Source organism: Dermatophilus congolensis (assembly GCF_900447215.1).
Taxonomy (GTDB): Bacteria; Actinomycetota; Actinomycetes; order Actinomycetales; family Dermatophilaceae; genus Dermatophilus; species Dermatophilus congolensis_A.
Genome location: NZ_UFYA01000001.1, coordinates 2445593 through 2472273 on the forward strand (window position 1 = coordinate 2445593; position 26681 = coordinate 2472273).

The 26681-nt window shown below is 57.5% G+C and carries 23 protein-coding genes; 15 read left to right on the forward strand and 8 right to left on the reverse strand.

Features of this window, described 5'->3' with window-relative positions; genetic code table 11:
- The first annotated feature begins 17 nt into the window (after nucleotides 1–17).
- The 3 genes from DXZ77_RS10725 (at nucleotide 18) to DXZ77_RS10735 (ending at nucleotide 2183) form a co-directional block, all read left to right on the forward strand.
- Entirely contained in the window at nucleotides 18–572 is a 555-nt protein-coding gene (locus DXZ77_RS10725) for an MFS transporter (protein ID WP_115032083.1), read from the forward strand.
- A complete protein-coding gene (locus tag DXZ77_RS10730) occupies nucleotides 548–1513 on the forward strand; it encodes an MFS transporter (protein ID WP_181816128.1) in 966 nt (321 codons plus the stop codon). Before DXZ77_RS10725 ends, DXZ77_RS10730 begins: the two co-directional genes overlap by 25 nt.
- A gap of 70 nt (nucleotides 1514–1583) precedes the next feature.
- On the forward strand, nucleotides 1584–2183 hold the full coding sequence (locus DXZ77_RS10735; RefSeq protein ID WP_115032087.1) for a GNAT family N-acetyltransferase: 600 nt from the start codon (nucleotides 1584–1586) through the stop codon (nucleotides 2181–2183).
- A gap of 37 nt (nucleotides 2184–2220) precedes the next feature.
- Here DXZ77_RS10735 and DXZ77_RS10740 read toward each other — a convergent pair whose 3' ends face one another.
- Complete coding sequence (locus DXZ77_RS10740) at nucleotides 2221–3594, reverse strand: YihY/virulence factor BrkB family protein (RefSeq protein WP_115032895.1); 1374 nt, start codon at nucleotides 3592–3594, stop codon at nucleotides 2221–2223.
- Between the two features lie 178 nt (nucleotides 3595–3772).
- Here DXZ77_RS10740 and DXZ77_RS10745 point away from each other — a divergent pair, with 178 nt between their 5' ends.
- Nucleotides 3773–4207 carry a DUF6918 family protein gene (locus tag DXZ77_RS10745; RefSeq protein WP_034401354.1) on the forward strand — a complete coding sequence of 145 codons (435 nt, stop codon included), beginning with the start codon at nucleotides 3773–3775 and terminating at the stop codon, nucleotides 4205–4207.
- A 72-nt stretch (nucleotides 4208–4279) separates the two neighbouring features.
- On the opposite strand, the gene DXZ77_RS10750 is transcribed toward DXZ77_RS10745, so the two are convergent.
- On the reverse strand, nucleotides 4280–5152 hold the full coding sequence (locus DXZ77_RS10750; RefSeq protein WP_181816129.1) for an alpha/beta fold hydrolase: 873 nt from the start codon (nucleotides 5150–5152) through the stop codon (nucleotides 4280–4282).
- Nucleotides 5153–5878: 726 nt separating this feature from the next.
- On the opposite strand from DXZ77_RS10750, the gene DXZ77_RS10755 reads away from it, so the two are divergent.
- The 3 genes from DXZ77_RS10755 (at nucleotide 5879) to DXZ77_RS10765 (ending at nucleotide 11347) form a co-directional block, all read left to right on the forward strand.
- Entirely contained in the window at nucleotides 5879–7036 is a 1158-nt protein-coding gene (locus tag DXZ77_RS10755; protein ID WP_115032093.1) for an alpha/beta hydrolase, read from the forward strand.
- Nucleotides 7037–7044: 8 nt separating this feature from the next.
- Nucleotides 7045–10455, forward strand: coding sequence for a bifunctional lysylphosphatidylglycerol synthetase/lysine--tRNA ligase LysX (gene lysX / locus DXZ77_RS10760; protein ID WP_115032897.1), 3411 nt, complete (start codon nucleotides 7045–7047; stop codon nucleotides 10453–10455).
- 178 nt (nucleotides 10456–10633) lie between these two features.
- Nucleotides 10634–11347 (forward strand): DUF4352 domain-containing protein, encoded by a 714-nt coding sequence (locus DXZ77_RS10765; protein ID WP_181816130.1) that lies wholly within the window; start codon nucleotides 10634–10636, stop codon nucleotides 11345–11347.
- Nucleotides 11348–11416: 69 nt separating this feature from the next.
- Here the strand turns inward: DXZ77_RS10765 and DXZ77_RS10770 are convergent, their stop codons facing one another.
- Nucleotides 11417–11602, reverse strand: a complete 186-nt coding sequence (locus DXZ77_RS10770) for a hypothetical protein (RefSeq protein WP_115032097.1) — start codon at nucleotides 11600–11602, stop codon at nucleotides 11417–11419.
- 213 nt (nucleotides 11603–11815) lie between these two features.
- Between DXZ77_RS10770 and DXZ77_RS10775 the strand changes: the two genes are divergently transcribed.
- Nucleotides 11816–13504, forward strand: a complete 1689-nt coding sequence (locus DXZ77_RS10775) for an alpha/beta hydrolase (protein ID WP_115032098.1) — start codon at nucleotides 11816–11818, stop codon at nucleotides 13502–13504.
- A 177-nt stretch (nucleotides 13505–13681) separates the two neighbouring features.
- Here the strand turns inward: DXZ77_RS10775 and DXZ77_RS10780 are convergent, their stop codons facing one another.
- A complete protein-coding gene (locus tag DXZ77_RS10780; protein ID WP_147279282.1) occupies nucleotides 13682–14404 on the reverse strand; it encodes a CPBP family intramembrane glutamic endopeptidase in 723 nt (240 codons plus the stop codon).
- Nucleotides 14341–14715, reverse strand: coding sequence for a hypothetical protein (locus DXZ77_RS10785; RefSeq protein ID WP_147279283.1), 375 nt, complete (start codon nucleotides 14713–14715; stop codon nucleotides 14341–14343). Before DXZ77_RS10785 ends, DXZ77_RS10780 begins: the two co-directional genes overlap by 64 nt.
- A gap of 223 nt (nucleotides 14716–14938) precedes the next feature.
- Between DXZ77_RS10785 and DXZ77_RS10790 the strand changes: the two genes are divergently transcribed.
- Nucleotides 14939–15391 carry a pyrimidine dimer DNA glycosylase/endonuclease V gene (locus tag DXZ77_RS10790; protein ID WP_115032104.1) on the forward strand — a complete coding sequence of 151 codons (453 nt, stop codon included), beginning with the start codon at nucleotides 14939–14941 and terminating at the stop codon, nucleotides 15389–15391.
- Between the two features lie 71 nt (nucleotides 15392–15462).
- Here the strand turns inward: DXZ77_RS10790 and DXZ77_RS10795 are convergent, their stop codons facing one another.
- Nucleotides 15463–16557 (reverse strand): hypothetical protein, encoded by a 1095-nt coding sequence (locus DXZ77_RS10795; protein ID WP_115032106.1) that lies wholly within the window; start codon nucleotides 16555–16557, stop codon nucleotides 15463–15465.
- Nucleotides 16558–16831: 274 nt separating this feature from the next.
- Here DXZ77_RS10795 and DXZ77_RS10800 point away from each other — a divergent pair, with 274 nt between their 5' ends.
- The 5 genes from DXZ77_RS10800 to cobA all read left to right on the forward strand — a co-directional run bounded on the left by DXZ77_RS10800 (nucleotide 16832) and on the right by cobA (nucleotide 23572).
- The gene (locus DXZ77_RS10800) at nucleotides 16832–17749 is read left to right on the forward strand and encodes an endonuclease/exonuclease/phosphatase family protein (RefSeq protein ID WP_181816131.1); all 918 of its coding nucleotides are present in this window, start codon (nucleotides 16832–16834) and stop codon (nucleotides 17747–17749) included.
- Nucleotides 17750–17969: 220 nt separating this feature from the next.
- Nucleotides 17970–18941, forward strand: coding sequence for an alpha/beta fold hydrolase (locus tag DXZ77_RS10805; RefSeq protein ID WP_115032110.1), 972 nt, complete (start codon nucleotides 17970–17972; stop codon nucleotides 18939–18941).
- A 35-nt stretch (nucleotides 18942–18976) separates the two neighbouring features.
- On the forward strand, nucleotides 18977–19432 hold the full coding sequence (locus DXZ77_RS10810) for a GatB/YqeY domain-containing protein (RefSeq protein ID WP_115032112.1): 456 nt from the start codon (nucleotides 18977–18979) through the stop codon (nucleotides 19430–19432).
- A 235-nt stretch (nucleotides 19433–19667) separates the two neighbouring features.
- Nucleotides 19668–22424 (forward strand): alpha-amylase family glycosyl hydrolase, encoded by a 2757-nt coding sequence (locus tag DXZ77_RS10815; RefSeq protein ID WP_115032113.1) that lies wholly within the window; start codon nucleotides 19668–19670, stop codon nucleotides 22422–22424.
- A 152-nt stretch (nucleotides 22425–22576) separates the two neighbouring features.
- Nucleotides 22577–23572, forward strand: coding sequence for a uroporphyrinogen-III C-methyltransferase (gene cobA / locus DXZ77_RS10820; protein ID WP_258553277.1), 996 nt, complete (start codon nucleotides 22577–22579; stop codon nucleotides 23570–23572).
- Nucleotides 23573–23626: 54 nt separating this feature from the next.
- Here the strand turns inward: cobA and DXZ77_RS10825 are convergent, their stop codons facing one another.
- Nucleotides 23627–24811 (reverse strand): glycerophosphoryl diester phosphodiesterase membrane domain-containing protein, encoded by a 1185-nt coding sequence (locus DXZ77_RS10825; RefSeq protein ID WP_115032115.1) that lies wholly within the window; start codon nucleotides 24809–24811, stop codon nucleotides 23627–23629.
- Nucleotides 24812–25426: 615 nt separating this feature from the next.
- On the opposite strand from DXZ77_RS10825, the gene DXZ77_RS10830 reads away from it, so the two are divergent.
- On the forward strand, nucleotides 25427–25846 hold the full coding sequence (locus DXZ77_RS10830) for a MarR family winged helix-turn-helix transcriptional regulator (protein ID WP_147279284.1): 420 nt from the start codon (nucleotides 25427–25429) through the stop codon (nucleotides 25844–25846).
- Here the strand turns inward: DXZ77_RS10830 and aroD are convergent, their stop codons facing one another.
- Nucleotides 25847–26656 carry a type I 3-dehydroquinate dehydratase gene (aroD, locus tag DXZ77_RS10835; RefSeq protein ID WP_181816132.1) on the reverse strand — a complete coding sequence of 270 codons (810 nt, stop codon included), beginning with the start codon at nucleotides 26654–26656 and terminating at the stop codon, nucleotides 25847–25849.
- Nucleotides 26657–26681: the final 25 nt, after the last annotated feature.

Sequence of the window (26681 nt, forward strand, 5' to 3'; positions counted from 1 at the left end):
ACCCTAGGAAGGCCCCGATGCGCGGCGGCAAGCAACGGGAAAACAACCACACCACCGACTACCACGGTAACGACCGCATCCTCACCGGAATTATTTGCGGCGTTCTCACCTACTGGCTCTTCGCCCAAACCACCTACAACGTCGCCCCATCGATGCAATCCGACCTACAACTAAGCAGTAACACCCTCAGCATCGCCATCTCTTTGACCGCGCTCGTATGCGGCATCACCATCGTCATCATTGGCCGGTTCGCCGACCGACACAGACGTGTGCGTATCGCCCTGGCCGGTAACGCTTTGGGCTTAGCTGGGTCGCTCATGCTTGCACTAGCTCCCAACAGCCACCCGCTTACCTTGCCTCTGCTCTTGATTGCCCGCACTCTTCAAGGGCTATCCGCCGCCTGCATCATGCCCGCGACTCTGGCCCTTGTGAAACAGTACTGGCACGGCCCCGCCCGCCAACGCGCCGTCTCTCTTTGGTCTATCGGTTCTTGGGGAGGAGCCTCAGTAGCCTCTTTCCTGGCTGGCCTCATGGAACAAACCCCATCTTGGGGTGGAGAGCAATTTTCCTGACCTCCGCTGTTTTCTCCACAGTTTCTTATTTCGTCATCCGTCGCTGCCCTGAAACCCGTGCCGCCGACCCCAGACACACCTCACCTGACCGCGCTGGCCTACTCGTCTTCACCATCGCAATGATTGCCCTGCAAATATGGATGACTAAAGGTGAAGACATAGGCTGGTCCAGCAGCACAGCTCTCACCCTCCTCGTCATCGCGGTACTGTCCACCACCGCATTCGTCTACATCGAAACCCGCCCCGACAATACCCACCCGTTCATCGACTTCCAGCTCTTCACCAACCGCACCTTCACCGGTTGCCTCATTTCCAACATGCTCCTCAACGGCACAGCAGCTGGCATGGTTCTCGTTGTTTCCCTCGTTCTCCAAACTGCAGGCACCCTCACCGCCCTCCAAGTAGGAAACCTGACCATTGGTTACGCAATCGGCCTCATTCTTTTCATCCGCCTTGGCGAAAAACTTCTCCAACGTTGTGGGCCACGCACAGCGATGATCATCGGCTGTGTCATCGCTGCTGTCGGTGTCGCCATGATGCTGCCGACTAACACCCTGCAAAGCACCTATATATGGCTCACCATTGCCGGTTTCTCCCTCTACGGGATAGGCGTCGGCATTTATGCCACGCCTTCTACCGATACCGCGCTAGCCAACCTGCCTGATGCAATGGGCGCAGCCGGATCAGGCCTATACAAAATGTCTTCCACCATCGGTGGTGCCTTCGGGCTCGCCCTGACCAGCGCTATCTATTTGAACATTCGTGGTCGAGGAGAAGGCGCCGACTGGATCACTCATCTCCTTGATTTTGCCGGTAGACAGGACAACCTCGCCAACCGAGAAGGCGCCATGCTTGCCTTACTGCTAAACGTGGTAGCCCTGCTAATAGCAGTCATTTCCGTAGCCTGGGCAGTCCCGAGAGAGCAGAAAACTCTTACCTGATCTCTTTAGGGATGCATCAGCTCCACCGAAAAGCAGGAAAAACTCACCCTTGCGCAGGCAAGCTGAACTCATGAACGCGCGCCGCTTCAGCGAATTGGACTGGCCTCGCCGTACCCAACGCTTAACCATTCGACCTGCCACTATGGCTGATGCAGACACCAGTTTTGCCCAGCGATCCATACCGCAGGTTGGGCGCTGGATGACCTCCCAGCCTGATAACCGCCAAGCCTTCCAGCAGGCGTTTCGTCTTGGTCTTGAGAACACGCTCATCCTTGAGAGTGACTCTGGGGCTGGCTCGCGTGTCATTGGCGAAATGAGATGTCAGGTCAAAGATGCGTGGGGGCAACGAGAAATTGTCGAACAAGCCCGTCAAAGCCGTGCTGAGCTGGGCTGGTTCATCATTCCGCAAGAGCACGGAAAAGGCTACGGATTGGAGGCAGTTACTGAACTGCTCGCAATCGCTTTCGATGGAGTGGGTGTACGTCGAGTAGAAGCAGGATGCTTCGCGGAGAACGAAGCATCCTGGCGTCTCATGGAGCGGCTAGGTATGCGGCGTGAGGGCCACTACATTGCTGAAAGTTTGCACCGTGACGGTACCTGGCGGGACACGATGATGTACGCGTTATTGGCCAAGGAATGGCGTGACCGGCACAAACACCAGCAGCAATAACCTCAATCGAGGGTGCCTACCTTTGAGCGTGGAACTTTCAGGACTGGCTACCTCCTGAAGAGACAGAGCGATATGTCTGTGCTGATGCTGCGTTCTGCTCGCCGTCGCGGCGCTTTTCAATGATGAGGCGACGGGCCCAGTAATCTTTCTCAGCGATTTCGATACGGGGACGTTGCCCCAGGCGAGCACGCTGGGCGACAACGCGCTCTTCGAGCTTGATGACCCGTGAAACGAGGGAGGCTCGTTTTTCTGCGCTCATTGGTTCGGCCGGGATGGCAGTGCCATCTGGGCGAGAGTCGTAAGGCATTCGGGCAGTTCCGGTGGCTGCCTCGCCACGTAGATTGACGCCAGGGTTGAGGTCAGGGTCGACGTCGATCTGGCCGGTGGCTTTCTGGTACCGCCATTCCAAAGTGCGGGGGACGGAAAGAGTGACGTGGTTGGGATGCTCGTGGTAGTGGACTTCTTCAGGAGTTTCCGGCAGCACCGGGTTAGGTGGGTTGGCGGTGAAAGCCGCGACCATAAGCAGCACACGCGCAAGCAGGTTCACAAAAAGCAGCAGCGTGGCGATGGATGCCGCAGATGCCAAGAGTGGGTTTTTACCGACGGAAGATACAAGGGAGGTGCCCAGGGTTACGACGATCTGGACAACGATCCCACCGATGATGGACCCCATCCAGAGATCTTTGCGGGTGGCGTGAACATGCGCGGTGACGATAAACAGGCAAGCGAACGTGCATGCTGCCACTGCCGAAGCGACGAGTAAACCACCTAAACGGGCGGCAGTAGCGATGAGGGGTACACCATCGAGGCCGATGAGAGCAGCGAAAGTCTTGCCCATCGTGCCCGCGGCGGTGCCCAGGAGCGCAGAGAGCACGATCCCAAAAGACATGCCAATGAACCCGAAGAGGTCTCGGGCTTTTTGCAGGGCAATGTTTTCGGCGGGAGTGGCGATACCGAACATGGCCTGCACACAGGTGCGGATGCAGGTCATGATGTTGACTGCTGACCACAGCAAGACCACCGCAGCAATGATCGAGGTGGGATTAAGAGCGCTGTCCATGATCAGCGAGTCTGGATCGATGAGCCCTGCGCCGGAGCCATCTTTGAGGATGTTGGGAAGTACTTGGTTGACGGCACGGATTACTTGGCGGCGTAGGTCAGCATCGTTGCCCAGGGTGGCCATGAAAAAGGTCCAGGCGATGGTGAGGGCTGAGACAATGGAGAACAGGGCGGAGTAGGCGATTCCACCGGCGAGCATCGCGCCTTTTGCTGCGTTGTACCGGTTCATGGACCGCATGGCCCGTGAGTCCATGACGAAGTCGATGAGTTTTTTTATCGGGGAGGGTTTTTCAGGGGTTTGGGGGAGTGATGTGGCGGATTCGTCCACATCTGTGCTCTTCGCTGCGGCCATGGTGTTCACGGTATGTCAGCAAGTCGTGGGAGACCTGTCAGGGCGGGGTGTGTGGCGTTCTTTCGTGGGGCATCCACGCTGTGAGCGCGGATAAGGTCAAGATCCTTGGCCCTTGCGTTAGCAGGGGTGTTTTGGATGTTTCTGTACAGAAACATCCCCGTTCCGAAAGGGTGTTTTGATGGCTGCACTTTCCGACGTGCTTTGTGACTCGTCTCGACGTGACCAGGTCGTGGCTGAGGTGGTTTCCACGATTGAGCAGGAAGTGACGGGTAAGTCCGGTATCTCCGGTATGGCGTTTAAGACGGCTTTCAAGGCTGTGCAGAAGATGAGCCCGGATCTGGTGCGTACGGCTGTAGACAGGATGTTGCCGGATGCTGCAGAGAAGTTGGACCCGTTGTGGCAGGAGAAAGGCGCTGTTCCCTTTGGCGACTACTTGTTGTCGCGTTCGGATGAAGCTGCCGATGCTCTGCTCTCCGTGACGGATGAGAGGGCTGCTCGTCCGAATAACGCTGCGGTGGCGAAGATCTACAACACGGTGCGGCCCAAGGCCAAGTCTCATGTTGTTGAAGCTCTGCCTGCTATCGGGCGTGTGATTGAAAAGCATGCCGCCTGAATTAACTGGTGAATAAAGTGGACGACTGAGTTCTGCTATGGCAGGGCTCAGTCGTTTGCTGTGTCCAGTGGATTATTGGGTCAGGGCGTGGCCGTAGGGCAGTGAGTCAAGAAAATGGCAGATGGCTTGGGTTAGTGGGGTGGCACGCAGGTCATTGCCGTTGGACCCGCCTTGAATGACGCGAGCTTGCCAGGTGGGTCGTTTGTTTTCGATGCTGCGGAAATGGGTGTAGCCGTTGTAGAAACGGCCGGTGTGAGGGTGTAGCAGCCAGATAGGGATTGTTAGGGCGTCCATACCGATGGCGCTGATGTCTTCGCCTCTGCAGGCGCAATGGCTGTAGGTGTAGAGGGTTTCGCGGGTGGGGGTGCGGAACCACAGGCCTTCTGGGCCAGAACGGATGCTGTGTCGTACTTGGGTGAGTGCTTCTTCACGCAGATCAGTGGGGGACATCCAGTCTTTTTGGAGTGCGGTAGCTGCTGCGTTGACGAACTGGTTGAGGGAGGCTGTGCCGTGCCCGTAGATGTCTAGTCGCAGCCGTTGTGCGATGGAGGACAACACGAAAGGGTCATTGATGAAGGCGAGTAGTTCGGCGTAAGGGGTGGGGGGTAGTGAGATCGGGGCGTCGATGAGACAGGCGGCGCTGACTATCTCAGGTGCGAGCCGAGCGGACCATAAGGCGATATCGCCGCCCCATAGGTGCCCTACGAGTACGAAAGATGTGGTTCCGGTGGCGTTGGCGATGCTGTGCAGGTCCGTTGCGAACTCTGCTGTTTCTCGTAAAGGGGCAGTGCTTTGTCCGTGTCCGCGTAGGTCTAGGGCTAGGACACGTCCGTAGCTGGTGAGTGCCGGAGCGATGTGATCCCATGCCCGCGCGTTGTCGCAGACATTGTGGATAAGAAGGATCGTTGGTTGGTCTATGCCACGATCGCCTCCGAAGTCGCGCACGGCTATGTGGCCAGAAGTGACGCGAATTAACTTGTGTAACGGAAGCATCCTGTCCTCAAGCAGTCGGTTGGTGATGCCTGGACTTTTTCACGGAAGGCAGCAGCGTTCTTTTCCAGATGTGACCGCACTCACGGTAACGGACGGGTAACAATTTTGAAGGCGCTATGGCTGTGCTTTTCTTCCAGCGAATCAAGAATCTTCCTAGAGACCTGTGAAACCCGCTCAGTGATGGACTCTTGCAACTGCGGCAAAGCTTGATTTTTTAATCGCATACCTGGCCGTGAACATGCAGAAACTGCGTCGTTCACTCCAACGAATACAGCTACTGATTCTGAGCATCAGCGCAAAACTCCCAAACGGTACATGTTCGCAAACGGCGAAGCCACCTCCCATAGCGTGAGATCCCTCAATTTGTAAGCAAACTCGCCTCGTCAATGCCACCTGTAAATACCCACGTAAAAGCACATATCTATCTGCATCCAATACCACACACAGACACGTCTATCCGTTAAATCCAGAAGCTCACCAAAACAACCCCAACCCTGGCTAAGACCACAGATGTCATCCACCGCCACAATCACCGGCCACAATGGATCGAGGCGCTTCACAAGATGCTCACGATTCGGCGAGATGTAAGGCTAAACCCACAAGTTATGTCGCAGACTGCCGATCTACCATGAATACTCGTTGCAACGCGATCTGCGGGGCCATCAGCAAGGAGAGTCCATGAACTCGCTCATGAATGTGTCGCTCGTCAGCGACACCGCGGTCTGGGTAATCCGGATCATCGCGATAGTCGCATTCATCGCCTTGATCGTTAAATGGGGGGCCCTGGCACGCAACACCATCGTTCGCGTCATTCTTCGAGTTATCTCCCTTGTTGTCGTGACCGTCCTGGCTGCGCTCGCCCTCGCTGCACCTATCAACGCTGAATATGGCTGGTACTCCACCATCGCTGACTTCTTTCCAGGCAGCGCCACCTCCAACAGCAGCTCCACCGGCGCCTCAGCCACCCAAGCCCTAGGAAACAACCACTCCTCCAGCCCCCTCATCACCGGAGCTCGTAACAGGCCAGCAGTGAACCTTTCTCCTCGGCCCACCAAAACTAACTCCGGCGCAGGATTCCAAGACTTCACCGTTGCAGGACAACGCAGCGGAGTTACCAGCAAGGTCACAGTCTGGTTCCCCAAGGAATACTTCGAAGACCCCAACGCGACCTTTCCCGTCATTGAAGCCTTCCACGGCATCAAACCCGCACCGTACGCCTACTTCAACGTAGTCCAGATCGACAAAATCATCACCGACCTGGTTGCACAAGGAAAAATGAAACCCTCCATTGTGTTGGTCCCGCACTGGGCCGTCGGTGGTAAAGACAACGAGTGCGTCAACTCCGCTGCCGGTGGCAACGTCGAAACCTGGATCAGCGAAGACATCCCAGCATGGGCATACAACACCTTCCGCGTCACCCCCGGCCGGGACTCCTTCTCCGCTTACGGCCTCTCTGCTGGCGGATACTGCGCCAGCATGGTCTCGATGCTTCACCCCGATGTCTTCGCTACCGGCATCTCCCTAGGTGGCTACTGGGCACCCCTGTTCGACCAGCCTTTCGTACCCTTCAAACCCGGCAGCGAACAATGGAAGCGCTACGACCTCATCAACGTCGAGAAAAAGAGCGCACCCCCCGTTGCCCTATGGACGCTCTACGGCGCAGGTGACAACCTCGCCCTCGCCGGCACCGCCGAATTCGCCAAAGCTGTTCGGCCTCCCTCGTCTTTCACCGAAACCAAGCTCTCCCAAGGCGGCCACAACACCTCGGTGTGGACACCCCACGTGCCTGCATCTCTGGAATGGCTCGCTGAGCACTCCCCGGCATTCAAGAAATGACCGATTCCATGAGCACCACCCGCACAACCCCGACCACGGAATCCCAAGCGTCCCCGGCAGACAACACTGCTGACCAGCTAACACCCGAAGAAACACAAAAACACAACAATCGACGCCGCCTACGAGCCCAGGCCACCCCCGCGCAAGAAAACGCTGCCCGCGTCCTCATCGCGGTATTTGCCACTACCTTGGCCCTCACAGTGGTGTTCTACTTCGTCGGAGGGCGACTTAGCGGATTTGCCCTGCGCATCGTCTACGGCACCATCAACATCCCTGCAACCACAAGCCTCGTATCCATCCTGGTGCTTGCTCTGCTTGTCGGTGCTCTTCTCCGGCGTAAACGCATGGCTTTGTACATCGTTGCGTCTTTCCAGATCCTTGGATTCCTCTGGTCAGCTCAACGGCTTGCTTCTGTCCTCGTCGGAACTTTCTCCCCACCCACTGAGGCGATTCGGGTATCACCAGAGCGCCTCATCCTCGTGGACAGCCTTGCGATCATTTTCGGTCTGACCGTCCCTGTGATTCTGTGGTGGGTCCGTCCAGCATTCCCGGCTCGTGTTCAACGCGGATCCTTCATCCGTGCCTCACTCATCGCCATCTGCGGTTCGCTTATTTCTGTCGGCATCGCTTTCGCCATCATGGAAGCCACCGCAGAGGAACGCTCCGTTCTCCGCGCCTTCGGTGCTGTTGTGCGTAACTCTCTGGGCGTTGCCGGAGTCGCTGACCGGCACGTGCTCCACACCGTCGGCCACGGCGTACCCGTTCTTCTCGAGATCTGCCTATCAGCTACTTTCGTTCTGGCTATCTGGGCCTTCTTGCGCTCCTCTGGTTCACCCCAGAACTGGACTGGCATGAGTGAGGTCGCGGTCCGTGAACTCCTTGCCCAACACGGCCAAGCTGACTCCCTGGGTTACTTCGCCACCCGCCGCGACCGCTCCTACTCTTTTTCCGATGACCAGAAAGCCGTCTTGGCTTACCGCGTCGTCGGATCTGTTGCACTGGCCTCTGGTGACCCCATCGGTGAACACACATCGTGGAAGTCTGCCGTTGACAACTGGCTCGAATCCTGCCGTGAATACGGTTGGATTCCCGCTGTCACTAGCGTTGGAGCCGAAGCAGGTCGCTTCTTCGCTGCCCGAGGGTTCGGCATCGTCCCGCTCGGTGACGAAGCCATCCTTCACCCTGACCGTTTCACTCTCGACTCCACCTCCATGACCTCCGTACGGCAGGCCGTTACTCGCGCTCGCCGAGCCGGACTGACCGTCACCATCCGCCGCCACAGCGATCTCACTGAGGCTGAGATGGCCGAAATGATCCACCTCGCCGACTCCTGGCGCATCGGTGGGCCTGAACGTGGCTTCTCTATGGCTCTAGAACGCCTCGGAGATCCTGCCGATGGACGCTGTGTCCTTGTCATGGCTCACACCAAAGACGGCAAACCCGTCGGCATGCTTTCCCTAGTCCCATGGGGACGAACCGGACTGTCACTGGACGTCATGCGTCGTTCGCCTGAGGCACCCAACGGCGTTACCGAACTCATGGTCGCCGAACTCATGGACCGCGCCGAATCCCTCGGCCTTATTCACGTTTCTTTGAACTTCGCTGTTGCCCGGTCAGTTTTCGCGGACGCAGACGAGCTCGGTGCCTCCCCATTTACTCGGGCAGGATCTGGGCTGCTGGGCCTTGTTGACCGCTTCACCCAGATCGAAAGCCTCTACCGCAACAACGACCGGTACCGGCCTGAATGGGTGCCTAGGTATGTCTGTTTCGAAGGTGCCGCAGCGCTACCCGCCGTGGCTCTGGCCATCGGCGCCGCCGAAGGATTCCTGCCGCTGCCAGGTCGCAACACCAGCGTCGGTAACCAGCTCACCCCCTTCGAACTCGAACGAGCCAGCGAAGCTGAACGAATCACCTTCGAGGTCACAGCTGTTGAACCACGGCGCAGCAACTCCACCCGTCACCGCATGCGTCATCTCGACGCGCTCTGCGCCGCAGGACGTAACCCTTACACGGTTGGTCGCCCCGGCGGAGAAGCCTTGGCCACACTGAGCGCGCAGACTCCTGCTACCGGCACTGAGGTGCACGTGCACGCGCGTGTACGCAGCGTCCGACGCCACGGAGGAGTCATCTTCGTGACCCTCATCGATAACGGAGTCCAGGCTCAAGCCATCCTCGAGCGCGACACTCTCGGTGCTGACCAGATCGAACTGTTTGGTCGCAACATCGATACCGGAGACCTGCTCTCCTTCCAAGGTCACATGGGAATCTCCCGCAACGGCACCTCCTCGATCATCGTCAGCTCCTGGGACATCGCTGCCAAGGCGCTACACCCTGTCCCTTACGGCGGTTTGACAGATCCTGGTCAGCGAGCCCGTGCGCGAACCATGGACCTGCTTGTTCACCCTCAAGCCGCAGCTAAATTGCGTGCCCGCTCGCGGGCCATCGGAGCAGTTCGCTCCGTCCTGCTCGAAGAGGGATACCTGGAAGTCGAGACGCCCATGCTGCAAAGCACAAATGGTGGCGCTACTGCTCGACCGTTCCGGACGTTCTCCAACGCCTATGGAACTGACCTAGTCATGCGTATCGCCCCAGAGCTTGCACTCAAGCGTCTTCTTGCAGGCGATATGGGGCCCGTGTTCGAAATTGGCCGTAACTTCCGTAATGAAGGCGCCGATTTAACGCACAACCCAGAATTCACCGTTCTGGAGGCCTACCGTCCTTTCTCGGACTACAACGGAATGCGGTTGCTCACTCAACGAGTGATCCAAGCTGCTGCGCGTGCTGTGCATGGGGCCGAAGTCATTCCACTGCCGATGGGTCCTGAAGATGAAAACGGCAACCGCACCGTTATCCCGGTTGATATTTCTGGGGACTGGCCAGTTATTTCTGTTGCCGATGCTGTTTCCGAAAAGGTTGGTCAGCGCGTCTCGCACACTACCGACCTAGAAACTTTGCTTGCACTGGCGCGTAAGCATGAGGTCGCTGTAGCCAATGACATGGGGCCTGGGGCAGTTCTTGAGGAGTTGTACGCAGAGCTGGTCGAGGGTGAAACGGTATATCCCACGTTCTATGTGGACTTCCCTGTTGAAACCTCTCCGCTGACTGGTCCGCACCGGTCGATTCCGGGCCTGGTTGAGCGTTGGGACCTTGTCATTCGGGGCGCTGAACTTGGAACGGCCTACTCCGAACTCAATGACCCAATCGAACAGCGTCGCCGTCTTACTGAACAGTCCTTGAAAGCGGCTGCCGGTAACGTGGAGGCCATGGAGGTTGACGAAGACTTCCTAGCAGCTCTCGAGGTGGGAATGCCCCCAGCAGGTGGTCTCGGTATTGGACTGGACCGGCTGGTCATGATGCTCACCGAATCCAACATTCGCGAGGTACTCAGTTTCCCGTTTGTGCGTCCGCGTCAGAAATAGCAGACACAGAATGTAGTTCTGTCTGTGAGGTAATCCATCACACCGCAACGCCCTGTGTGGCGTTGCGGTGTGATAACGGGAAAGTATGCAGCGGGCAAAACCACTTATCAAGGACGACAACACACCGATGCAACGAAGGAGCGTCAATTCGCGCCGCCCCTCCCGCCCTGGAGTGTCAATGTCTTCGTCCACTCGCCAACGTCCGAATGCTCCTGGCCCTGCCGCTGCTGACACGCTAACCGGCGGTACGCGTCGTCGGTCAGTGGCCTCTCAGGCCTCACGCGCACAAAAAAAACAGAAACAGACTGCCGAAGAGGTTGCTTCTGCTGTTCGAGCTGAGGCTGCACGGAGGGCGGCATTGTCGCCGTGGTACTTGCGTAAGCGTTATGTTGCTCCGCTTTTTGCTGGTGGTCTGGCTGCGGTGGCTGCTATTTCTTTGATGAGTTCGATTCCGGGGCCAGCTTCCCCGCCGCCGGTAAAAGTAACACCAACGATTGCTGCTGCTTCTATTGGCAAACCATTCAAAGACGGCGATATGACTTTCAGGATCAGGTCTATTGCTCTTCCTGGTTCAACAATTGGGGAGACCGTCGCTGCTGAGAAAGCCCATGGAACGTGGGTGCTTGTGACTGTTGACATCACGAATAAAGGCACAGATTCCAATACTATCGACGTTGCTGGACAACGTCTGACAACAGCTAACAATGCTGTTCATGAGGCATCCGTGGTGCCTTCTTTGAGTGGGTGGGATGACGCGTACATCTCCGGTATTGCGCCTAACAGCACTACTACTGCACAGATTGCGTTTGATATTCCTGCAGGTTCAACTCCTGCAGTTCTTACGTTGCGGGGTGGCCATTCAGGAGTGGGTGCCAAAGTTCCGCTGAGATAAAAGCGGGGTTATGCGGATGGTGTGGGCTGCTGCCTAGGACAGATTTCGTTGTGTTCTGAGTTCGAGTCGTCAGTTCTGTCGTTTGTTGTCTTCGGCCATGAATGCTCGCAAGATGTTGCCGATTCCTTCTGCTGTGACGGCAACGTCTTTATTTGCGTTTGCGATGGCTGTTTCAATGTCGTGGGTTTTTTCTGAGGTAGTGCCAGGCGTGGTGCGGTTGGGGTGTGGGCGCGATTGGTTGTGACTGTGCTGCATGGGGCCTCCTTAGGTTGGTGTTGTTCTTATCGGTCTTTGAGGTGAAGGTTCGAGCGGGTATGTGGGGTGGCAAAAAGTAAATTCTGTAATAGATGGCCAAAACAGCTGTGCCTTAACGGGTTTAAGTCCTACGCCTGTATTCACTGATGTGTGTATGTATTCAAGACGGTGGTCCAGGCGGCTGTCCGTCTATGAGCGGAAGGACGAACCTCCATGTCTGGTAGAAAACTCCGCAGTATTTCGGTTGCGTCTGGTGCGGCATTACTGCTGTTCAGCGGTGGCATGTCAGCGGCACCGGTACCTGCGCGAGCGTTGGAAACAACGAAGCCGTCAACGGAAACGCTCGCGGGTGACGCCGGGAAAATTGCGTGGAAGCGCTGTAACAAAGGTATGCAGTGTGGTGAGCTAACGGTTCCCCTTGACTATAAAGATGAGAAAAAAGGCACCATTGACCTCGCGATTAGTCGTCGACCTGCTGACGATCAAAAAAACAAACTGGGTGTTTTGTTTGTGAACCCTGGCGGTCCGGGAGGTTCTGCTGTCTCGGCGGTAGGAATGTTTTCCTCCAAGATGGGGCGAGACATCCGTAAAAACTTCGACATCGTGGGAGTGGATCCCCGAGGAATCGGTGGTTCAGATCTTGCTTTATGCAAGATGAAAGCGAATGATATCGCTGAAGAAGGAGAGCCGTATCCGATTTCTCCAGAACAAATCGCAAAAAGAAAAGCGCAGGATGAAAAGAAGCGGAAGGCATGCGAAGATAGTAAGACTCGCATTCTCCCCTACATGACTACTGCCGATGTAGCTCGGGATATGGATCGAGTTCGGGGAGCCTTGGGGCAGAAAGTTATCAACTACTACGGCATCTCGTATGGGACCCAGCTAGGGAACACGTATGCCGCGATGTTCCCGAACCGTGTTCGAACTATGGTGATCGACGGAGTTCTGGACCCAGTGCAGTGGTCAACGGGCGGTTCTGAAGTTGGTTCAAAGGTGCCGTCGACTACCAGGATTCGTAGTGGTGTAGGCGCTCATCAGGCGATGAAGTCGGCTATCTCTGAGTGTGAGCGAGTTGGTTCTGACTGCGAGCAGAGCGACACGATTCGTAATGACTGGAATTACCTGACGTCGCGGCTTCGTGGAAAGTCAGTGGTTCTTGAAGGCCCCTTCGGTTCAAAGACTTTCACTTATCAAGATTTGTTCGCCGCAAGTACTTCAATGTTGTATGGGACAGAATCCATCCCTGATCTTTTGGCTTTTATCTCCTCGCTGCGAGCTGATGTGGAGAAAGTGAAAGAATCCTCCTCGCAATCGGCAGGTAAAACTGCTCAGAAAGCTTCAGAAAAGTCAGTTAAGTACTACGGGAAGCTACTGGACCATGAGCGTCGAATGAAGCGCGACTTAATCTCTTATGATCCGCCTGCTCCGATTTCGGACTCGGATAAAGAGGAGGGTCTAGACGTGCCTTTTGGTTTCGGGGGCGTACTATGCTCAGAGACCAATAACCCTTCTACCTTTGAATCATGGCCAGCAGCAGCGAAAATCGCAGAACAGGTTGCGCCAGGATTCGGGCCGCTGTGGACATGGAATTCTTCGATCTGCTCCGGCTGGAAGTTTAAGGGAGCTAACGCCTACAAAGGCCCATACACGAGTTCTCCCGCCGGTGGAATTCTGGTAATGAGCACGTTGGAGGATCCAGCTACCCCATACTCAGGTGCCAAAGCAGTGCGTTCGCTGGTGAAAAACAGTCGTTTGATCACAGTGCCGACATGGGGGCACGGAGTAGTTGATGTAAGTGAATGTGCGGAGAAAGCACGTAATAAATATCTCATGAGTGGAAAGTTGCCGGAGAAAGACATGACATGCCGCCCAGATCAGCGTTTGTTCACACCATTGGATTGATGGTGTTATTTCGCGTTATGCGTTTTATCCGCATTTTTTGCTTTTCGGGATAACACTCTTGAATACAGCGAATGGTGGCGAGATCGGTATATTGACCGATCTCGCCACCATGTAGTTAGGGGCGGGGAGTGCGCCTCGAAACGGAATTAGAAGCAGGTATAAAAACCTGTTTCTGAGCTACGTGTGAGTGGAGTCAGATTCTGGTGCCGGCGTGGTCTTTGCGGTGTTCTCGGGTGCGGTTTCAGCTGTAGCTGCGATGGCAGAACGGGGTTCGGGCTCTGACTGTGTAGTGGCGGAAAGTCCTTCTCGGTCGAAAAAGCGGCGGAGCAGGAAGGTTCCTAGGGCGAGTAGGGCGAGCGCGTAGAAGGTTGACCAGAAACTGACCTGGGTTTCTGCTGTGATCTGTCCTTTTCCTACAGTGTTGGTGAAAATGGAGATCAGGATGAGGGAGAGGTTGTTGGCTACGTGGATGGCGATAGCGGCTTCGATACCGCCGGTGTGCCATACGAGGTAAAGCGCCATGATGGACATGCCAACGAGGTTGGCGACAACCCAGGGGTGTGATGAGCCGTGGAGAGCGGTGAAGACAAAAGTAGATATGGCCCCCGCTATGCAGAACCCCACTTTTGCGTTACTGAAGTAGCTGGAAATTGTCGTGACGAGCAGACCTCGGACGATGTATTCCTCACCGGCAGCTTGCAGGGGGGTGAGGATGAGGGTGAGGGCTACTTGCAGGGCCCACGCTTTGGCGGGGGAGAATGTGCTTTCACCGTTGACGACGGTTTCGGCAAGATTTCCCACAAGCCAGATAGGGACGGTGGTGGCTAGGCCGGTTGCTAGCCATTTCCAGCGCATTCGGCCGCTGATGGAGTGCAGGTATCCGCCGCTGATGCGGTACACGGCGGCAACAGCGCCGATGGAGATGGGATGAAAGAAGCCAGAGCGAGGTTGAGGGCTGCTGCTGCGGCTGGGGTTGGTGTTCCGTTGGGTTCGGCTGTGGTGAGAGCGGGTAGGGAGAAGCGTACGGCGGCGACGGCCAGTATGGCGCCGCCGAAGGTGGTTGCTATTGCTGCTGGTCCTTTCCACCAGTGGGTGGTGGCGCGCCGCAGGATGTGTGGGTAACGGATTCCAGTGGTGGTGTGGTTTTGCGGTGGTTGGGTTTGCGGTTCGCGCGGTGAGAGGCGCGAAGAGAGAAAGGAGATGAGAGACATGGCATCAGTGTGGCTGAGTGGAACGCCTGGTGGCATGGCTCTTTCGGTGTAGGCGTAAAGGCTAGGGATGTGATTGTGCTCTCAGTGGCATCCCATGACATTGCTGCTGAGTTGAGTGATCACTCGATGGTGATGGCTCACGTCGTAGCTAGGTTTTGAATCCTTCGGGCTGTGAAGTACTGGGGCGAGCCTTGAGCCTTTTGCCGTCGATAAGGTGTGCGATATGCGCATTTGGAGTCTGCATCCCTCGCTGCTGGATAGAGCCGCTTTGGTAGCGCTGTGGCGGGAGACGTTATTGGCGCAGAAAGTATTGCAGGGGGAGACCAAGGGATACCGCAATCATCCTCAATTGGAGCGGTTTAAAGCATTGGTTGACCCGGTGGCTAGTGTGGCTGTGTATTTGCATGGTGTAGCCGACGAGGCCGATGCGCGCGGGTATCGGTTTGACCGGTCACGGATTGGTGAGGTTGGGGTAGCGCGATTGTCGGTGGCACGTTCTGCAAAGTTTGCGGTGACGGAAGGGCAACTTGTCTATGAGTTTGCGCATCTGCGTGCCAAGGTTGCTGTCCGTGATCTGCAGTGGCTCCCGCGGTTAGATTTGATTACTGGTGTTCCTCCAGCTCACGCGAGTTTGACTATTGTTCCTGGGGGTGTTGAGCCGTGGGAGGTTATCTGATTTCCACTGATTGGATACCTCACGTGGCCCGAACACGACTTTGTGTTCCGGCCACGCGGGGCGTCTAGGGGTTAAGGAGTGGCGTGTACTGCTGAGGCGATACGGCGCACAGTTTGGGTGGCGCGAGCTTCAGCTCGTTCACGGCTTTCGTTGAAACGGGCACGTAGGCGGTGGCCATCGCGCACTACTGCGGCAGCGAAAGCGAGGCCAGCAGTGATTCCGAACAATGTTGCCAGCACAATAAGTAGTAGTGCAGGGATAGCTCCCAGACCGCTGAGGGTGAAACCAGTCCAGCCACCTACTGCGATGAGAAGTAGACCGAGAACGAGCGGGATACTGCCGGTGGGTTTAAGGTTGCCGTCACGTGTGGTCAGCGCTCCAATAACGAGGAGTGCGATACCGGGGCATAGCAGAGCAATGAGAGCGGCGATAGTGAATTGCAGGCCGTTGTCTTCGCCGGTCCATGTGGTTTGGCGGGTGGATACCAATACGACTGCGCCTAGAGAAGTGGTTGCTGCGCCTGCGAATGTGGCGGCTAGCGATCGCATGTCTGATCGGTGCCAAAGAAAGTCGATATCGCGAGTGAGCGCGTAAATGGTTGCGGTGGTGGTAACTAGACCGGCGATAAGGAAAGCAGGTGGGAAGGCTGGTGAAGTGAAGCCGGCAGCGATTTGGGTAGTGATGTCGAACAGGCCATGGGGAGTGGACAGTGCTGCGCTGATTCCGGCAGCGGTGATGATTGTTGTAGCTGCCAGGAGCATGTAAGTACGGATTAAGGCGGTGAAGTTCGCAGCGATGAGGGTGAGCCAACCGATCACAGCTGTGGCGATGCCGGTGGTGTTGGACCAGCTGGCCGCGTGGGCGCCTAGAGCGGTCGCCCAGGTGAGGGCGAGCCCGGTGGCGGTGACTGCGGTGGTTGTGGCGCTGTGGACTCTAGGGGAGATGGTCCAGGTGTTGTGGGGCAAACGGGTAATGGCCAGTGTGATGAGGATTGCGGTGGGGGTGAGAGAAAGGGGGCTGTCGCCGAGGCTGCTGGATAGGGCGGTGGCGAGTCCGATGATGGCGAAACCGATGATGAGATGGGCGCCGAGTTGTCGGGTGAGATTGGGTGAAGACGTGGTGTGGTGTTGTGTGTTTACTGATGTCGTGGTCGAACCGTCGCGCATCGGTTGAGGTACCCCCTGCCGTATCGGCTGCGTTGTTTGCTGTGGTGCGTGTGCCGTCCCTACTTATTCTGTCGCGTAGTGGGGGATGGTGTGCAGTTGGCTCGGCGTAGTTTGAGTTGCCATTCGGCAACAGTTTCTTCCGTGATTCTTCAATTGGACGGGTGGTTAGGTTGTTTCGCTTGCGAGTGTTGATTTTTCGGGGGTTTTTCTGATGATGCGGTGGGTGCGTGGATGTGGCTGGGGGATTGTTGGTATAGGGGTGCTGGTGGCATGTGTGTCATTGGTGGATGGTGAGCAGTGGAGTTTTGTGCCCTTGTTGCAAGCGTTGGCGCCTGCGTTGGCGTTGGCGGCTGTGCCGGTGGCGTTGGGGTTGTGGTGGATATCGCGGCGACAGGCGCTAGTGATGGCTGTGGTGGGGGTGGCGTTGTTCGTGCCGGTGTTAGGGGATGTGGTTGATCGGCAGCCGTCGGTGCCAGTGACGGTGGGGCAACGTCCGTCAGACATGTTGACGGTCTTGTCTGTGAATACGTATTTCGGGATTGAGGTTCCGACAACGACCGTTGAGCAAGTGAGGCAGCTGCGGCCGGATGTGTTGGTGTTGGTGGAGGAATCACCTACGAATTGGCAGGGGTTGTTGAAGGCGGGGTTAAAAGAGTATTTGCCGTATGCGACGGGCACGGTAGGTGGCTCTTCGGCGACAGTGGTGGCGACGCGTGAGCCGATGTCGTGTGTGGATATTGGTGCTCGGGCGCGATGTAACGAGGTGGTGGATGTGGGTTCTGGTGAGGTGGAGCAGTTCGATATGCCAGCAGTGCGGTTGGCTGATGGGACGTTGTTTCGGGGAGTGCATCCGTGGTCACCACGACTTGACCCAGTGAACCGGTGGTATCGGGATCAGGTGGGATTGGTGGACTGGGTGCAGCAGCGTAGTAGTGAGCAGCGGTTGGTGATGGCGGGGGATTTCAACGCTTCGCGCTCGCATCCGGTGTTCAGGAGGTTGTTGAACGGGATGGTGGAGGCTCCATCGGGTGGGGTTCCTTGGACTCGGACGTGGCCGATGGGATGGTTTTTCCCGCCGTTCGTGCAAATTGATCATGTGGTGGCGCGGGGGTTCCAGGTTGCTGCTGCTGGAGTGTTGCCTTCGAAGGTGAGTGATCATGCGGCGGTGTGGGCACAGTTGGTGCGGAAGTGAGCCGGGAGCGAGGTGCGTTCTTATAAGACAGAAGTAGTGAATTTTGTGTTGATAACAAGAGGGTGAGCTATTCATTTCAAGCGATATTTGCGATTCGTGGTGCGATTTTGAATCGCTGTGTATTCGTGAGCTTTTGGGAAATTTATTATTGAGCTTTTCGGATCCATGTTTTTCTGAATGCATAGTGCGTAGCGAGGGGTGGTCGGCGCAGGATGGGGCAATGAGTTTTGTGTGCAGTGAGGGTTCTGGTCTGCAAGCGTGGAAGGGCCAGGTTGAAGGTGCATATGGGGTGCTATTAGGTGGGTATGTGTGGCGCCCGCGCGGGCAGGTGCGTGGTGTGGTGTATCTGGTGCACGGGATGGCTGAGCATGCGGGGCGGTATGCAGGTGTGGCGGAGTTTTTGGTGGGGTTGGGGTGGGCGGTGTGTGCGCATGATCAGCGAGGGCATGGCCGTTCGGTGGGCGGCTCTGGTCATTTAGGGCATGTGGAGGGTGGCTGGGATGCGTTGGTGGGTGATGTGCAGACGCGGTTGAGGGCGGTTGCAGAAGAATTCCCGGGGGTTCCGTTGGTGGTAGTAGGGCACAGCATGGGTTCTTTCGTTGTGCGTGAGGTAGCTATGCGTCACGCGGTGGCAGAGGTGCGGGTTGATGGGTTCGTGTTTGTGGGTTCGGGAGGGCCGCTTGCGGTGCCGGTGCTGTTGACGGATGTTTTGTTGGGCGGGTTGGCCTCGATATGGGGGTGGGCGCGGCCGTGTGGCTTGATGGATCGGTTGGTGTTCGGTGGGTATAACGCTCAGTGTGGGCGCACGCGAACAGGCAATGACTGGTTGAGCGTGCGGTCGCAGGTGGTGGATGCCTATGAGGCGGATCCGTTGGCTGGGAATGCTTCGTCGTTGGGTTTGTGGCGTGATCTGGTCAGGGCTGTTGGTCGAGTGAATCGGCGTGATGGGCGGTATCTGCAGGTGCCGGTGTTGTTTTTGTCTGGGGTAGATGATCCGGTGGGAGGTATGGGTGCGGGGGTGCGTCAGGCTGCTGCGCGGGTGCGGGGCGGGCTGGGTGCGCAGGTGGAGTGTGTGGTGTTGCCTGGTGAGCGTCATGAAGTGCTCAATGGCGGGCCTGGTTGTGCTGCTTGGGTGGTGCTTGAGCGTTGGTTGGGGGCGCATTGGCCTGTCGGGAATGTCGGTGGGGGATAGTGATGCTCAGGTGAGGTGGTGGGAGGATTAGGTGCATGACTTCTTTGAAAGAGCAGTTGCACTCTGATTTGAACGCGGCGATGAAGGCTCGTGATGAGGTGGTCACGGCGACGCTGCGGATGGTGATGACGGCGATTTCGAATGCCGAAGTTGCTGGTAAGGAAGCGCGTTCGTTGAGTGACGACGAGGTGCTCAAGGTGCTGGCGAAGGAGGCGAAGTCGCGTAAGGAGTCGGTGGTTGCGTACTCCGAGGCTGGTCGTCCGGAGTTGGCTGATCGGGAAAGTGCCGAGCTGGCGGTGTTGGAGAAGTATTTGCCAGCACAGTTGGAGGATGCCGAATTGGCGCAGGTTGTGGATGAGGCAGTGGCGCAGGTCGGAGCGACTGGCATGAAGCAAATGGGTCAAGTGATGAAGGTGGCGACCGCGGCGGTTGCTGGGCGTGCTGATGGTGGTCGGGTCTCGGCTTTGGTTAAGGCGCGTTTGATGGGTTGATGGTTTTCTTCGGTGTGGGCGGCGTGAGGTGGTGGGCGCCGCTCTCATCGGCTGGTTGACCGATTGTGTTTGCGTGGGTGACTGGGGCAGAGCGTTTTTGGTGGGTCCGGGTTGCGTGCGTCGAGTTCGTGCATGGTGCTGTATCCGCATAGGGTTCCTCCGACCTGTCTATGTCTCTGTACGTGGCCGATAGGTGGTTCACGTACATGCTTGAGCGCAGTGGAGGAGCCACTTCATGTCGGAGCAGTGCGATGAAACGAGTTCTGTGGGTGGCGGTATCGCGGTAGAGGCGTTTGAGGCGTGTGCGCCGCAGACGTGGGCGCAGGCGTCGTGGCCGTTAGGGGCTCATGAGGCGGGACGGCTGGTGGTGACTGCTGAGGAGATCTTGTCCGGATCGGTGCCGCCGGTGCGGGTGGAGCGTGGGCATCGCGGGTTCTGTGAGGATGTCCCGGCCGAGGAACGGGTGGGGTGCACGTTCGCTGTGTATGCGCCGCGTGCGCAGCGGGTGTTGCTGGAGTTTTACGCTGAGGCTGTTGGGGTGGATGCGGCAGCTGAGTTTGACATGGCTCGAGGTGAAGACGGTGTGTGGCGTGCGCGGGTGCAAGGCCCAGGGCACGGCACGTTGTATGGGTTCCGTTGTTGGGGCCCAAACTGGGTAGTTGATCCGCAGTGGTGTCGAGGTGGTTCAGCGGCGGGGTTTGTGGCGGATGTTGATGAGGTGGGGGACCGTTTCAATCCGAACAAGGTGCTCTTTGATCCTTATGCCCGAGAAATTACGCACAATCTGGCATCGGATTTGATTAGTGAGCACGGTGGATGCGCGGATGTGTTTGCAACTGGTGGGGTGGAAGTGGATGGGCGTGCACGTCGGGAGCTTGATTCGGGCAGGTGGGCGCCCAAAGGCGTGATTGTTCTCGATGGCACGTCTACGGGGGCGCGGCCATTCACGCATATTTCGGACGCGATTATTTATGAGACGCATCTACAGGGACTTACGGCGCATCCAAGTTCGGTGCGGTTACCGGAGTTGTTGGCTGATGTGGCTGGTTTTGGTGAGGTTGTTGGAGTTCCTGATGAGCTACGGGGCACGTATGCCGGTGCTGCGTATATGGCTCCGTATTTGCGGGCGCTGGGTGTAACGACGATCGAGTTTTTGCCGGTGCAGGAGTCTACGTCTCGTAACGCGCCGGTGGGGCCAGAAGATCCCCGCGAGAATTATTGGGGATACACAACTTTGGCTTATTTCGCGCCGAATCGGGCGTACGCCCATGACCGTTCGTTGGGTGGGCCGACGCGAGAGTTTAAAGATATGGTGGCTGCGTTCCACGACGCCGGTATCGAGGTGTACGTGGATGTGGTTTACAACCACTCTGGTGAAGGAGGGCACTGGGAAGGGGATCTGGATACGGTCTCGTTCACGTCCTTAGGTGGTTTCTCCACCTCGGAGTATTACGTGTTGACGGCGGAAAACCGGTTGGTTGATGGGGCCACAGGTGTATCAAACCAGATGAATTTCTCCAGCTCATGTACAGCGGCGGTGACATTAGATTCGCTGGCGTACTGGCTACATGACATGGGCGTGGATGGGTTCCGCTTTGATCTAGCGCCGGTGTTGGGGCGTAAACCAGATGAGGCAGAGCGCGACGATTGGGAAGAGCAACGACGATTCTTTGATCAGCATCCGGTGTTGATCGGTATTGCCAGGCTGGGGGAACTGGCTGGAGCGGAAGTTATCGCCGAAGCATGGGACCTGTGGGGTTACGAGGTCGGTAACTTCCCACCGGGGTGGTCTGAATGGAATGGCCGTTTCCGTGATGCGGTGCGACGTTTCACAAAGGGTGATGCGAACACGGATTCGTTCATCGACATGATGAATGGCGATTACGAGCATTTCTACAACGAGAAAGATCCGGGAAAGTCGATCAATTTCGTTACTGCTCATGACGGCTTCACGATGATGGATCTGGTCTCGTACAACGGAAAAACAAATGAGGCCTTGACGTGGCCGTTCGGGCCTTCTGACGGTGGCAGTGATGACAACGAGTCGTGGGATTCCGGTGGTGATCAGGCACTGCGGCGTACCCGGTTGCGAAACTTCCTCGCAATCCTGATGTTTTCTCGCGGGGTTCCCATGATTGTGGGTGGAGACGAGTATGGGCGGGGTCAGAACGGAAATAACAACCCGTGGAACCTGAATTCGGTCGGCATGTGGAACAACTGGGCGCAGGCTGGTTCGAATGCGCCGATGCAGCTTCTGGTTGATCCAGATGACCCGGAAAACGGTGGCATGTACTACGACGTGTTTGGGGTGGCGGATTGTCGAGAAACCGTCAATCCCATTCTCGTTTTCACGCGAGCTCTCACGTGGATTCGGCATACCTCTCCGGAGCTGCGCCAACGGTATTGGGGAGCTTATGCCGGTGAAGAAGAGGTGCAGTATCTGTTCCGTGATCCTTCGGGTCGTCGATGGACGCAGCCTGGTGATCGCGCGTTGCAGGTGCGGTTGGGGACAGCGCAAAGTCCCGACGGTGATTTTGTCTTGTTGATCAACATGGAGGATCACGAGGTCGAGTTCACCTTCCCGAGCCTGGAAGAGCCCTGCGCTGAGGAGACAGAGCTGGTTGAGGAGGAGGCGGCAGGTCCTGGTGGCCGGTGGGAGCGCCTCATCGATACGGCACCGTGGGCAGAACGGTTTTACAACGTGTTCGGTTCACTGGCGACTGCGGTCCGTGGGCAGGCATATGCCGATCAGGTGCGTGAGGCGATCGCTGAGGCTGAAGCCCAGGGAATGGATGTTCACGAGGCGATTGATTCAGCAGCGGGGGTGGATGCTGATCGGGTGCCGCGTGACTATCTCGATGGTGACCGTTATCGGATGGCTCCGTGGTCGATTGCGGTGGCTCGTCAAACACCTCCTGAGCCTGCGGACGAGGCTGAGTCTGCTGAAGGGCAGCTTGCTGAAGAGTCTGAATTGGTAGAGCAGCAGGAGTAGAAGAAGTCACCGCTCTTTGCGGTTCATATCCGTCTAGGTGGTTGCTGCGTTGCACTATTTGTAGTGATTTTTGTGACATAGCAGGGCTGTTGGTGCAGGCTGGGCTGCGTCCGGCCTGCGCCAACAGCCCGGGTGGGTGTTACCTTCGCTGCGTGCACATCGACATCGACCTGCAGACCGCCACTGTTGTGGTGGTCGGCCCAGAACGCGAAGCGAACTGGGCGGTAAAGCGTTTCGCACCGCTGGCGGCAGAGACGATCGTTGTTGACGATCCTGCTGCCGTTCCTGCTGGCGGCAGCGTCCTCGTTGACGTCACTGGTGGCGCAGCCAAATGGGCTGAGACAGTTGCCGCGTTGCGTGTTGGGCGGGTCACGCTGTGTCTTGATGTTCCGGATAGCGGCGGTCAGATCGTTCTTGTCGGTGCAGGTCCGGGGCATCATGATCAGCAGAGCGTTGCTGTGCGTCGTGAACTGTTTAACGCGGATGTTGTTTTCACTGACAGGCTTGCCACCTATGACGATCACGTCACGATCGCTCGTTTAGCTCCGGCAGCTCGCATTGTTGATGTCGGTAAGCTTCCTGGCGCCCACCGGGTTCCCCAGCGTGAGATTGAGGACCGCATGCTTCAGGCTGCCCAGGCAGGTGACTACGTGGTGCGCCTCAAAGGCGGAGATCCATTTGTGTTCGGCAGGGGTGGTGAAGAGGTCGCTGCGGCGGTGGAGGCGGGTATTGAAGTGCGGGTGTTGCCGGGGATTACTTCGGCGGTGGCGGTGCCAGAGTCGGTGGGCATTCCGGTGACACATCGGGGTGTTGCGCGTGCGTTCACGGTGGTCAGTGGGCATGAACCTCTCACTGAGGAGCAGAGTCGTGGATTGGTGCAGGCGGGAGGGACGATTGTGGTGTTGATGGGGGTGGCGACGATGGTTCGTTCGATGGGTGCTTTGGTTGCTGCGGGGATGGACCCGGATACTCCGTTTGCGGTGGTGGAGCGGGGGTTCACTGATGAGGAACGTGTGGCGCGGGGGGTGGTGGGGCAAGTGGAGGCGTTTGTTGAGCGGGAGTCTCCGGCTGCTCCGGCAGTCATTGTTATTGGTGGTGTTGCGGATGTGAGCCTGTTGCAGGGTGGGGTTGGTGAGGTTGTGTCATGAATGGGCGGGGTGCCTCACATTTGTGAGGCACCCCGCCCATTCATGTGGAGCTGGTTAGTTACCGGCTGAGGGTGGAGTGTTGCCGGTGTTTTTGTCGTCGTCGGAGCGTTGTGAAGTTTCATTGTTTGTTTCGACGCGTTGCCCGTATCGGGGCTCTTCGGTGGGAGATTGCTGGCCGTATCGCTGGGGTGTTTCAGCCGCAGGTTCAGGTGTAGTGGCCCCGTAGCGTTGGCCTTGTGGCTGGCCCCACTGGGTTGTTTCGGCTTGCCAGGGAGCGTCGATGACGTGCGCTGTGGGGGCGGGGTCTTCTTCGTTGCGGCGGCGGCGTTCATCCAAGTAGAGGATTGACATGAAGCACGCCATGAGCGGTGCAAAAAGGATGTTGAGCAGTGTGCTCAAAATATTTGCGGTGACTGCGCCACCTGAGGTTGCGGGATTGTTCCCGAAGGTTTCTTCCATGGGGGCGCCGAATGCCATGCCTAGCGCGGCTGTCACGATGAACCAGACGATTCCTACAGCGATGTTGAACAGGATCAGACGTCCAAAGACGCGCCAGAAAGCACCTTTAGTTAGGTGCCAAGAACGTCGCAGCGGGTTGAGCCCCTTGCCGGTTTCTAGGGTCAGGGTTGCTAGGTAGAAGCACCAGCGGATAGCAACGTAGGTCACGATGACGGATATCGCTATGAGGGTGATGAGGAGAGCAATCCCGGCGGTGGGGCCTTCTAGGCCGCTTACGCCGATGCCGAACAAGACGGCGGTAAAGAGCACGATTGAGAGCACAATCGCCGCAGTCATAAACGCGATGGTGGGCAGAGCGCGTCGGAAGAGCCCTTTGGTGCTGCGGGAAAGGTCGCGGTATGTGGGACGGCGGGTGGCTTCAGTTTCGATGGCCAGCACGTACAGCATGCCGTTGATCTTCACGGTGACGGCTAGGTAGAGGAACGCCGAGATGAGGAGAACGACCGCAGCTGCTAGGCCTCCCGCGGCTAGCTTCCCGGAGGAGATGGATACTCTTCCGAGGCTGTCGAAGCTTCCTGCTGCGGTAATCAGGGCGATGAAAGCGACCGCGAGGACGGTGACTGCGCCGATGATCAAGAGCACAGCGTTCGATAGCAGCGAGATACCGATGAACAACCCGGGGCGTTTGCCGAAGAGGGCGAAAGCTTTCGTGAAGGCTGTGGTGGCCTTGATCGAGGAGGGCGGTAGTAGGCGGGTTGGTGGTGGTGTGAGGGGTTCCATGACTCCACCGTAGGCGACTGGGGTGAGTTTGAGATGTGGGGGATAAGAGGAGTTTGTGGGGCAAGGTGAGCGTGGGTGGGAGTTTCTTTATCCCCTAAAGGTTTCGAGGTTAACCTCCAATTATTGCATATGTAAGTGCGTGGGAGTCCCCACATGTGGTCGGTCGTTTACAAAGCGTGCGCAAGGATGAGGCAGGCTCGCCGGGCCACCCACCTTCGGGATGTGTCAGATGTCGAGGGAGGGGCGAGCTTTTGTGCTTTGTGCCGGGTCAATGACCTGCAAAGCCCTCGCTGAGGGGCGTGAAGTCTAGGCGATCCTGTCTCGTAGTAGATGGCTTACTGCGGGAGGGGGTGGGTGGTCACCTGAACGGTGCCTCCGGCGTGTTGAGGTCATGGCGGTAATGTTCCGGGGTTGCTGACCGTTAAGCATGTCGATCAGTGACGCGCTACACCCCATTGAACGTGGAAGAAAGTGAATCCGGGGGGAACGTGAGTTCGTTTCCGGTCGAAGGGAGGTGCCGGAGTGACAAGAACCCGGCTAGAAGAGCAGGTCCGGTCTGAAGAACAGCCCGTGGAAAGGACTGTTGACGACGCGTTGATTCGCATTCTTCGCGCCATGTCCAGGGAGAGCACGCGGCGTAGCCGCTGCGCGGGCATGCGGCCTGCTTTGTCAAACACGGATGTGTGGCTGCTGGGATTCATCCATGAGCATGAGAATGTGCGGCCCACGGATCTTGCCAGCTGGCAGGACGTGGATAAGTCAACAATCACAATGCAGTTGAAGCGACTTGTTGCGGCGGGTTTGGTCAAGCGGGTTGCTTCACCGCGGGACCGCCGTTCGATCAACGTCACTTTGACGGTGAAAGGTAAGGCCGCTTTGGCCAATGTGCATGAGCAGGGGATTGGCTTCTTAGCCGATTTGCTGTCCACCTGGAGCGTGGAGGATCGAGGAGAGTTGGCGCGCTCGATCTCCCGGCTGGCAGATGTGATGGAAGCTCGTGTAGCGCCAGTGCGTGATGGCTGTGACGCTGCCTAACTAGTGTTCAGTTGAGTCGTCGTTGTCGTCACGGGTCGGGGCGGCTCTCTCCAAGAGATGGAGAACTGTGACGACGTCGTCGACGGCGAGCTGACCGGGAGCAGAGGACGCGGCCACCCGTGCGAAGGTGGCCGCGCTCCCGAACGCTGCGCCAACAAGTCGGCTGGCGGCGCCGAGGGAGCCCATGGCGATCGTGATCAGGGGGATTTGGGCTTTTTGGTGGCGCAGGCTGGTAGCAGTGAAAAGATGCGCCAGATCCAGCGAGGTGGTGGCTGTGACAGCAAGTTTGGCGATATCGGCGCCAGCATTTTCCATATCGGCAAGTAGAGACACCATGGCGCTCACTTCGGGAGTGGCAGTGAAGTCGTGTGCGGATGCGATGACGAGGGCGCCTTCGGCCTGCGCGACGTGGATAGCGGTGGGTCCTACCGGGTGTCGGTATTCGATATCGATGAAGTCAGCGCCAGCACCTGCAATGGTTTCGATGAGGTGGAGGTAGTCGGTTTCGGTGGCTGACCCGTTTCCTCCTTCTCTCACGGTGCGGTAGGTGAAGCAACATGGCAGGTCCCGGCCAGTTGAGGCGATGTGCTCGGTGAGCTGGCCGAGGGTGTCTGCGTATGCCTTGACGGAGTGCGCGTGGCGGAACTGGTCGGCGCGCCATTCGAGCATGTCGGTTTCGGTTGCTGCGGCACGGGTGATTTCTTCACGGAGCGTGTCGATGTCAGAGCCAACTAGGGGGGTGATGATGGTGGTGCGACCGGCGCCAATCGCTCCGGCAGCGCGGATGGTGGGCAAAGGTGTGGTGTCCATGATTGGCTCCTGCCAGGTGCGAGGG

Bases quoted from the DNA above. Each gene is read 5' to 3' on its own strand.
- aroD (WP_181816132.1), bottom strand. From the start codon at position 26,656: ATGGACACCACACCTTTGCCCACCATCCGCGCTGCCGGAGCGATTGGC.
- lysX (WP_115032897.1), top strand. From the start codon at position 7,045: ATGAGCACCACCCGCACAACCCCGACCACGGAATCCCAAGCGTCCCCG.
- DXZ77_RS10765 (WP_181816130.1), top strand. From the start codon at position 10,634: ATGTCTTCGTCCACTCGCCAACGTCCGAATGCTCCTGGCCCTGCCGCT.
- DXZ77_RS10735 (WP_115032087.1), top strand. From the start codon at position 1,584: ATGAACGCGCGCCGCTTCAGCGAATTGGACTGGCCTCGCCGTACCCAA.
- DXZ77_RS10770 (WP_115032097.1), bottom strand. From the start codon at position 11,602: ATGCAGCACAGTCACAACCAATCGCGCCCACACCCCAACCGCACCACG.
- DXZ77_RS10725 (WP_115032083.1), top strand. From the start codon at position 18: ATGCGCGGCGGCAAGCAACGGGAAAACAACCACACCACCGACTACCAC.
- DXZ77_RS10830 (WP_147279284.1), top strand. From the start codon at position 25,427: ATGTCCAGGGAGAGCACGCGGCGTAGCCGCTGCGCGGGCATGCGGCCT.
- DXZ77_RS10795 (WP_115032106.1), bottom strand. From the start codon at position 16,557: ATGCGCGACGGTTCGACCACGACATCAGTAAACACACAACACCACACC.
- DXZ77_RS10790 (WP_115032104.1), top strand. From the start codon at position 14,939: ATGCGCATTTGGAGTCTGCATCCCTCGCTGCTGGATAGAGCCGCTTTG.
- DXZ77_RS10755 (WP_115032093.1), top strand. From the start codon at position 5,879: ATGAACTCGCTCATGAATGTGTCGCTCGTCAGCGACACCGCGGTCTGG.
- DXZ77_RS10805 (WP_115032110.1), top strand. From the start codon at position 17,970: ATGAGTTTTGTGTGCAGTGAGGGTTCTGGTCTGCAAGCGTGGAAGGGC.
- DXZ77_RS10825 (WP_115032115.1), bottom strand. From the start codon at position 24,811: ATGGAACCCCTCACACCACCACCAACCCGCCTACTACCGCCCTCCTCG.
- DXZ77_RS10775 (WP_115032098.1), top strand. From the start codon at position 11,816: ATGTCTGGTAGAAAACTCCGCAGTATTTCGGTTGCGTCTGGTGCGGCA.
- DXZ77_RS10815 (WP_115032113.1), top strand. From the start codon at position 19,668: ATGTCGGAGCAGTGCGATGAAACGAGTTCTGTGGGTGGCGGTATCGCG.
- DXZ77_RS10810 (WP_115032112.1), top strand. From the start codon at position 18,977: ATGACTTCTTTGAAAGAGCAGTTGCACTCTGATTTGAACGCGGCGATG.
- DXZ77_RS10740 (WP_115032895.1), bottom strand. From the start codon at position 3,594: ATGGCCGCAGCGAAGAGCACAGATGTGGACGAATCCGCCACATCACTC.
- DXZ77_RS10785 (WP_147279283.1), bottom strand. From the start codon at position 14,715: ATGTCTCTCATCTCCTTTCTCTCTTCGCGCCTCTCACCGCGCGAACCG.
- DXZ77_RS10745 (WP_034401354.1), top strand. From the start codon at position 3,773: ATGGCTGCACTTTCCGACGTGCTTTGTGACTCGTCTCGACGTGACCAG.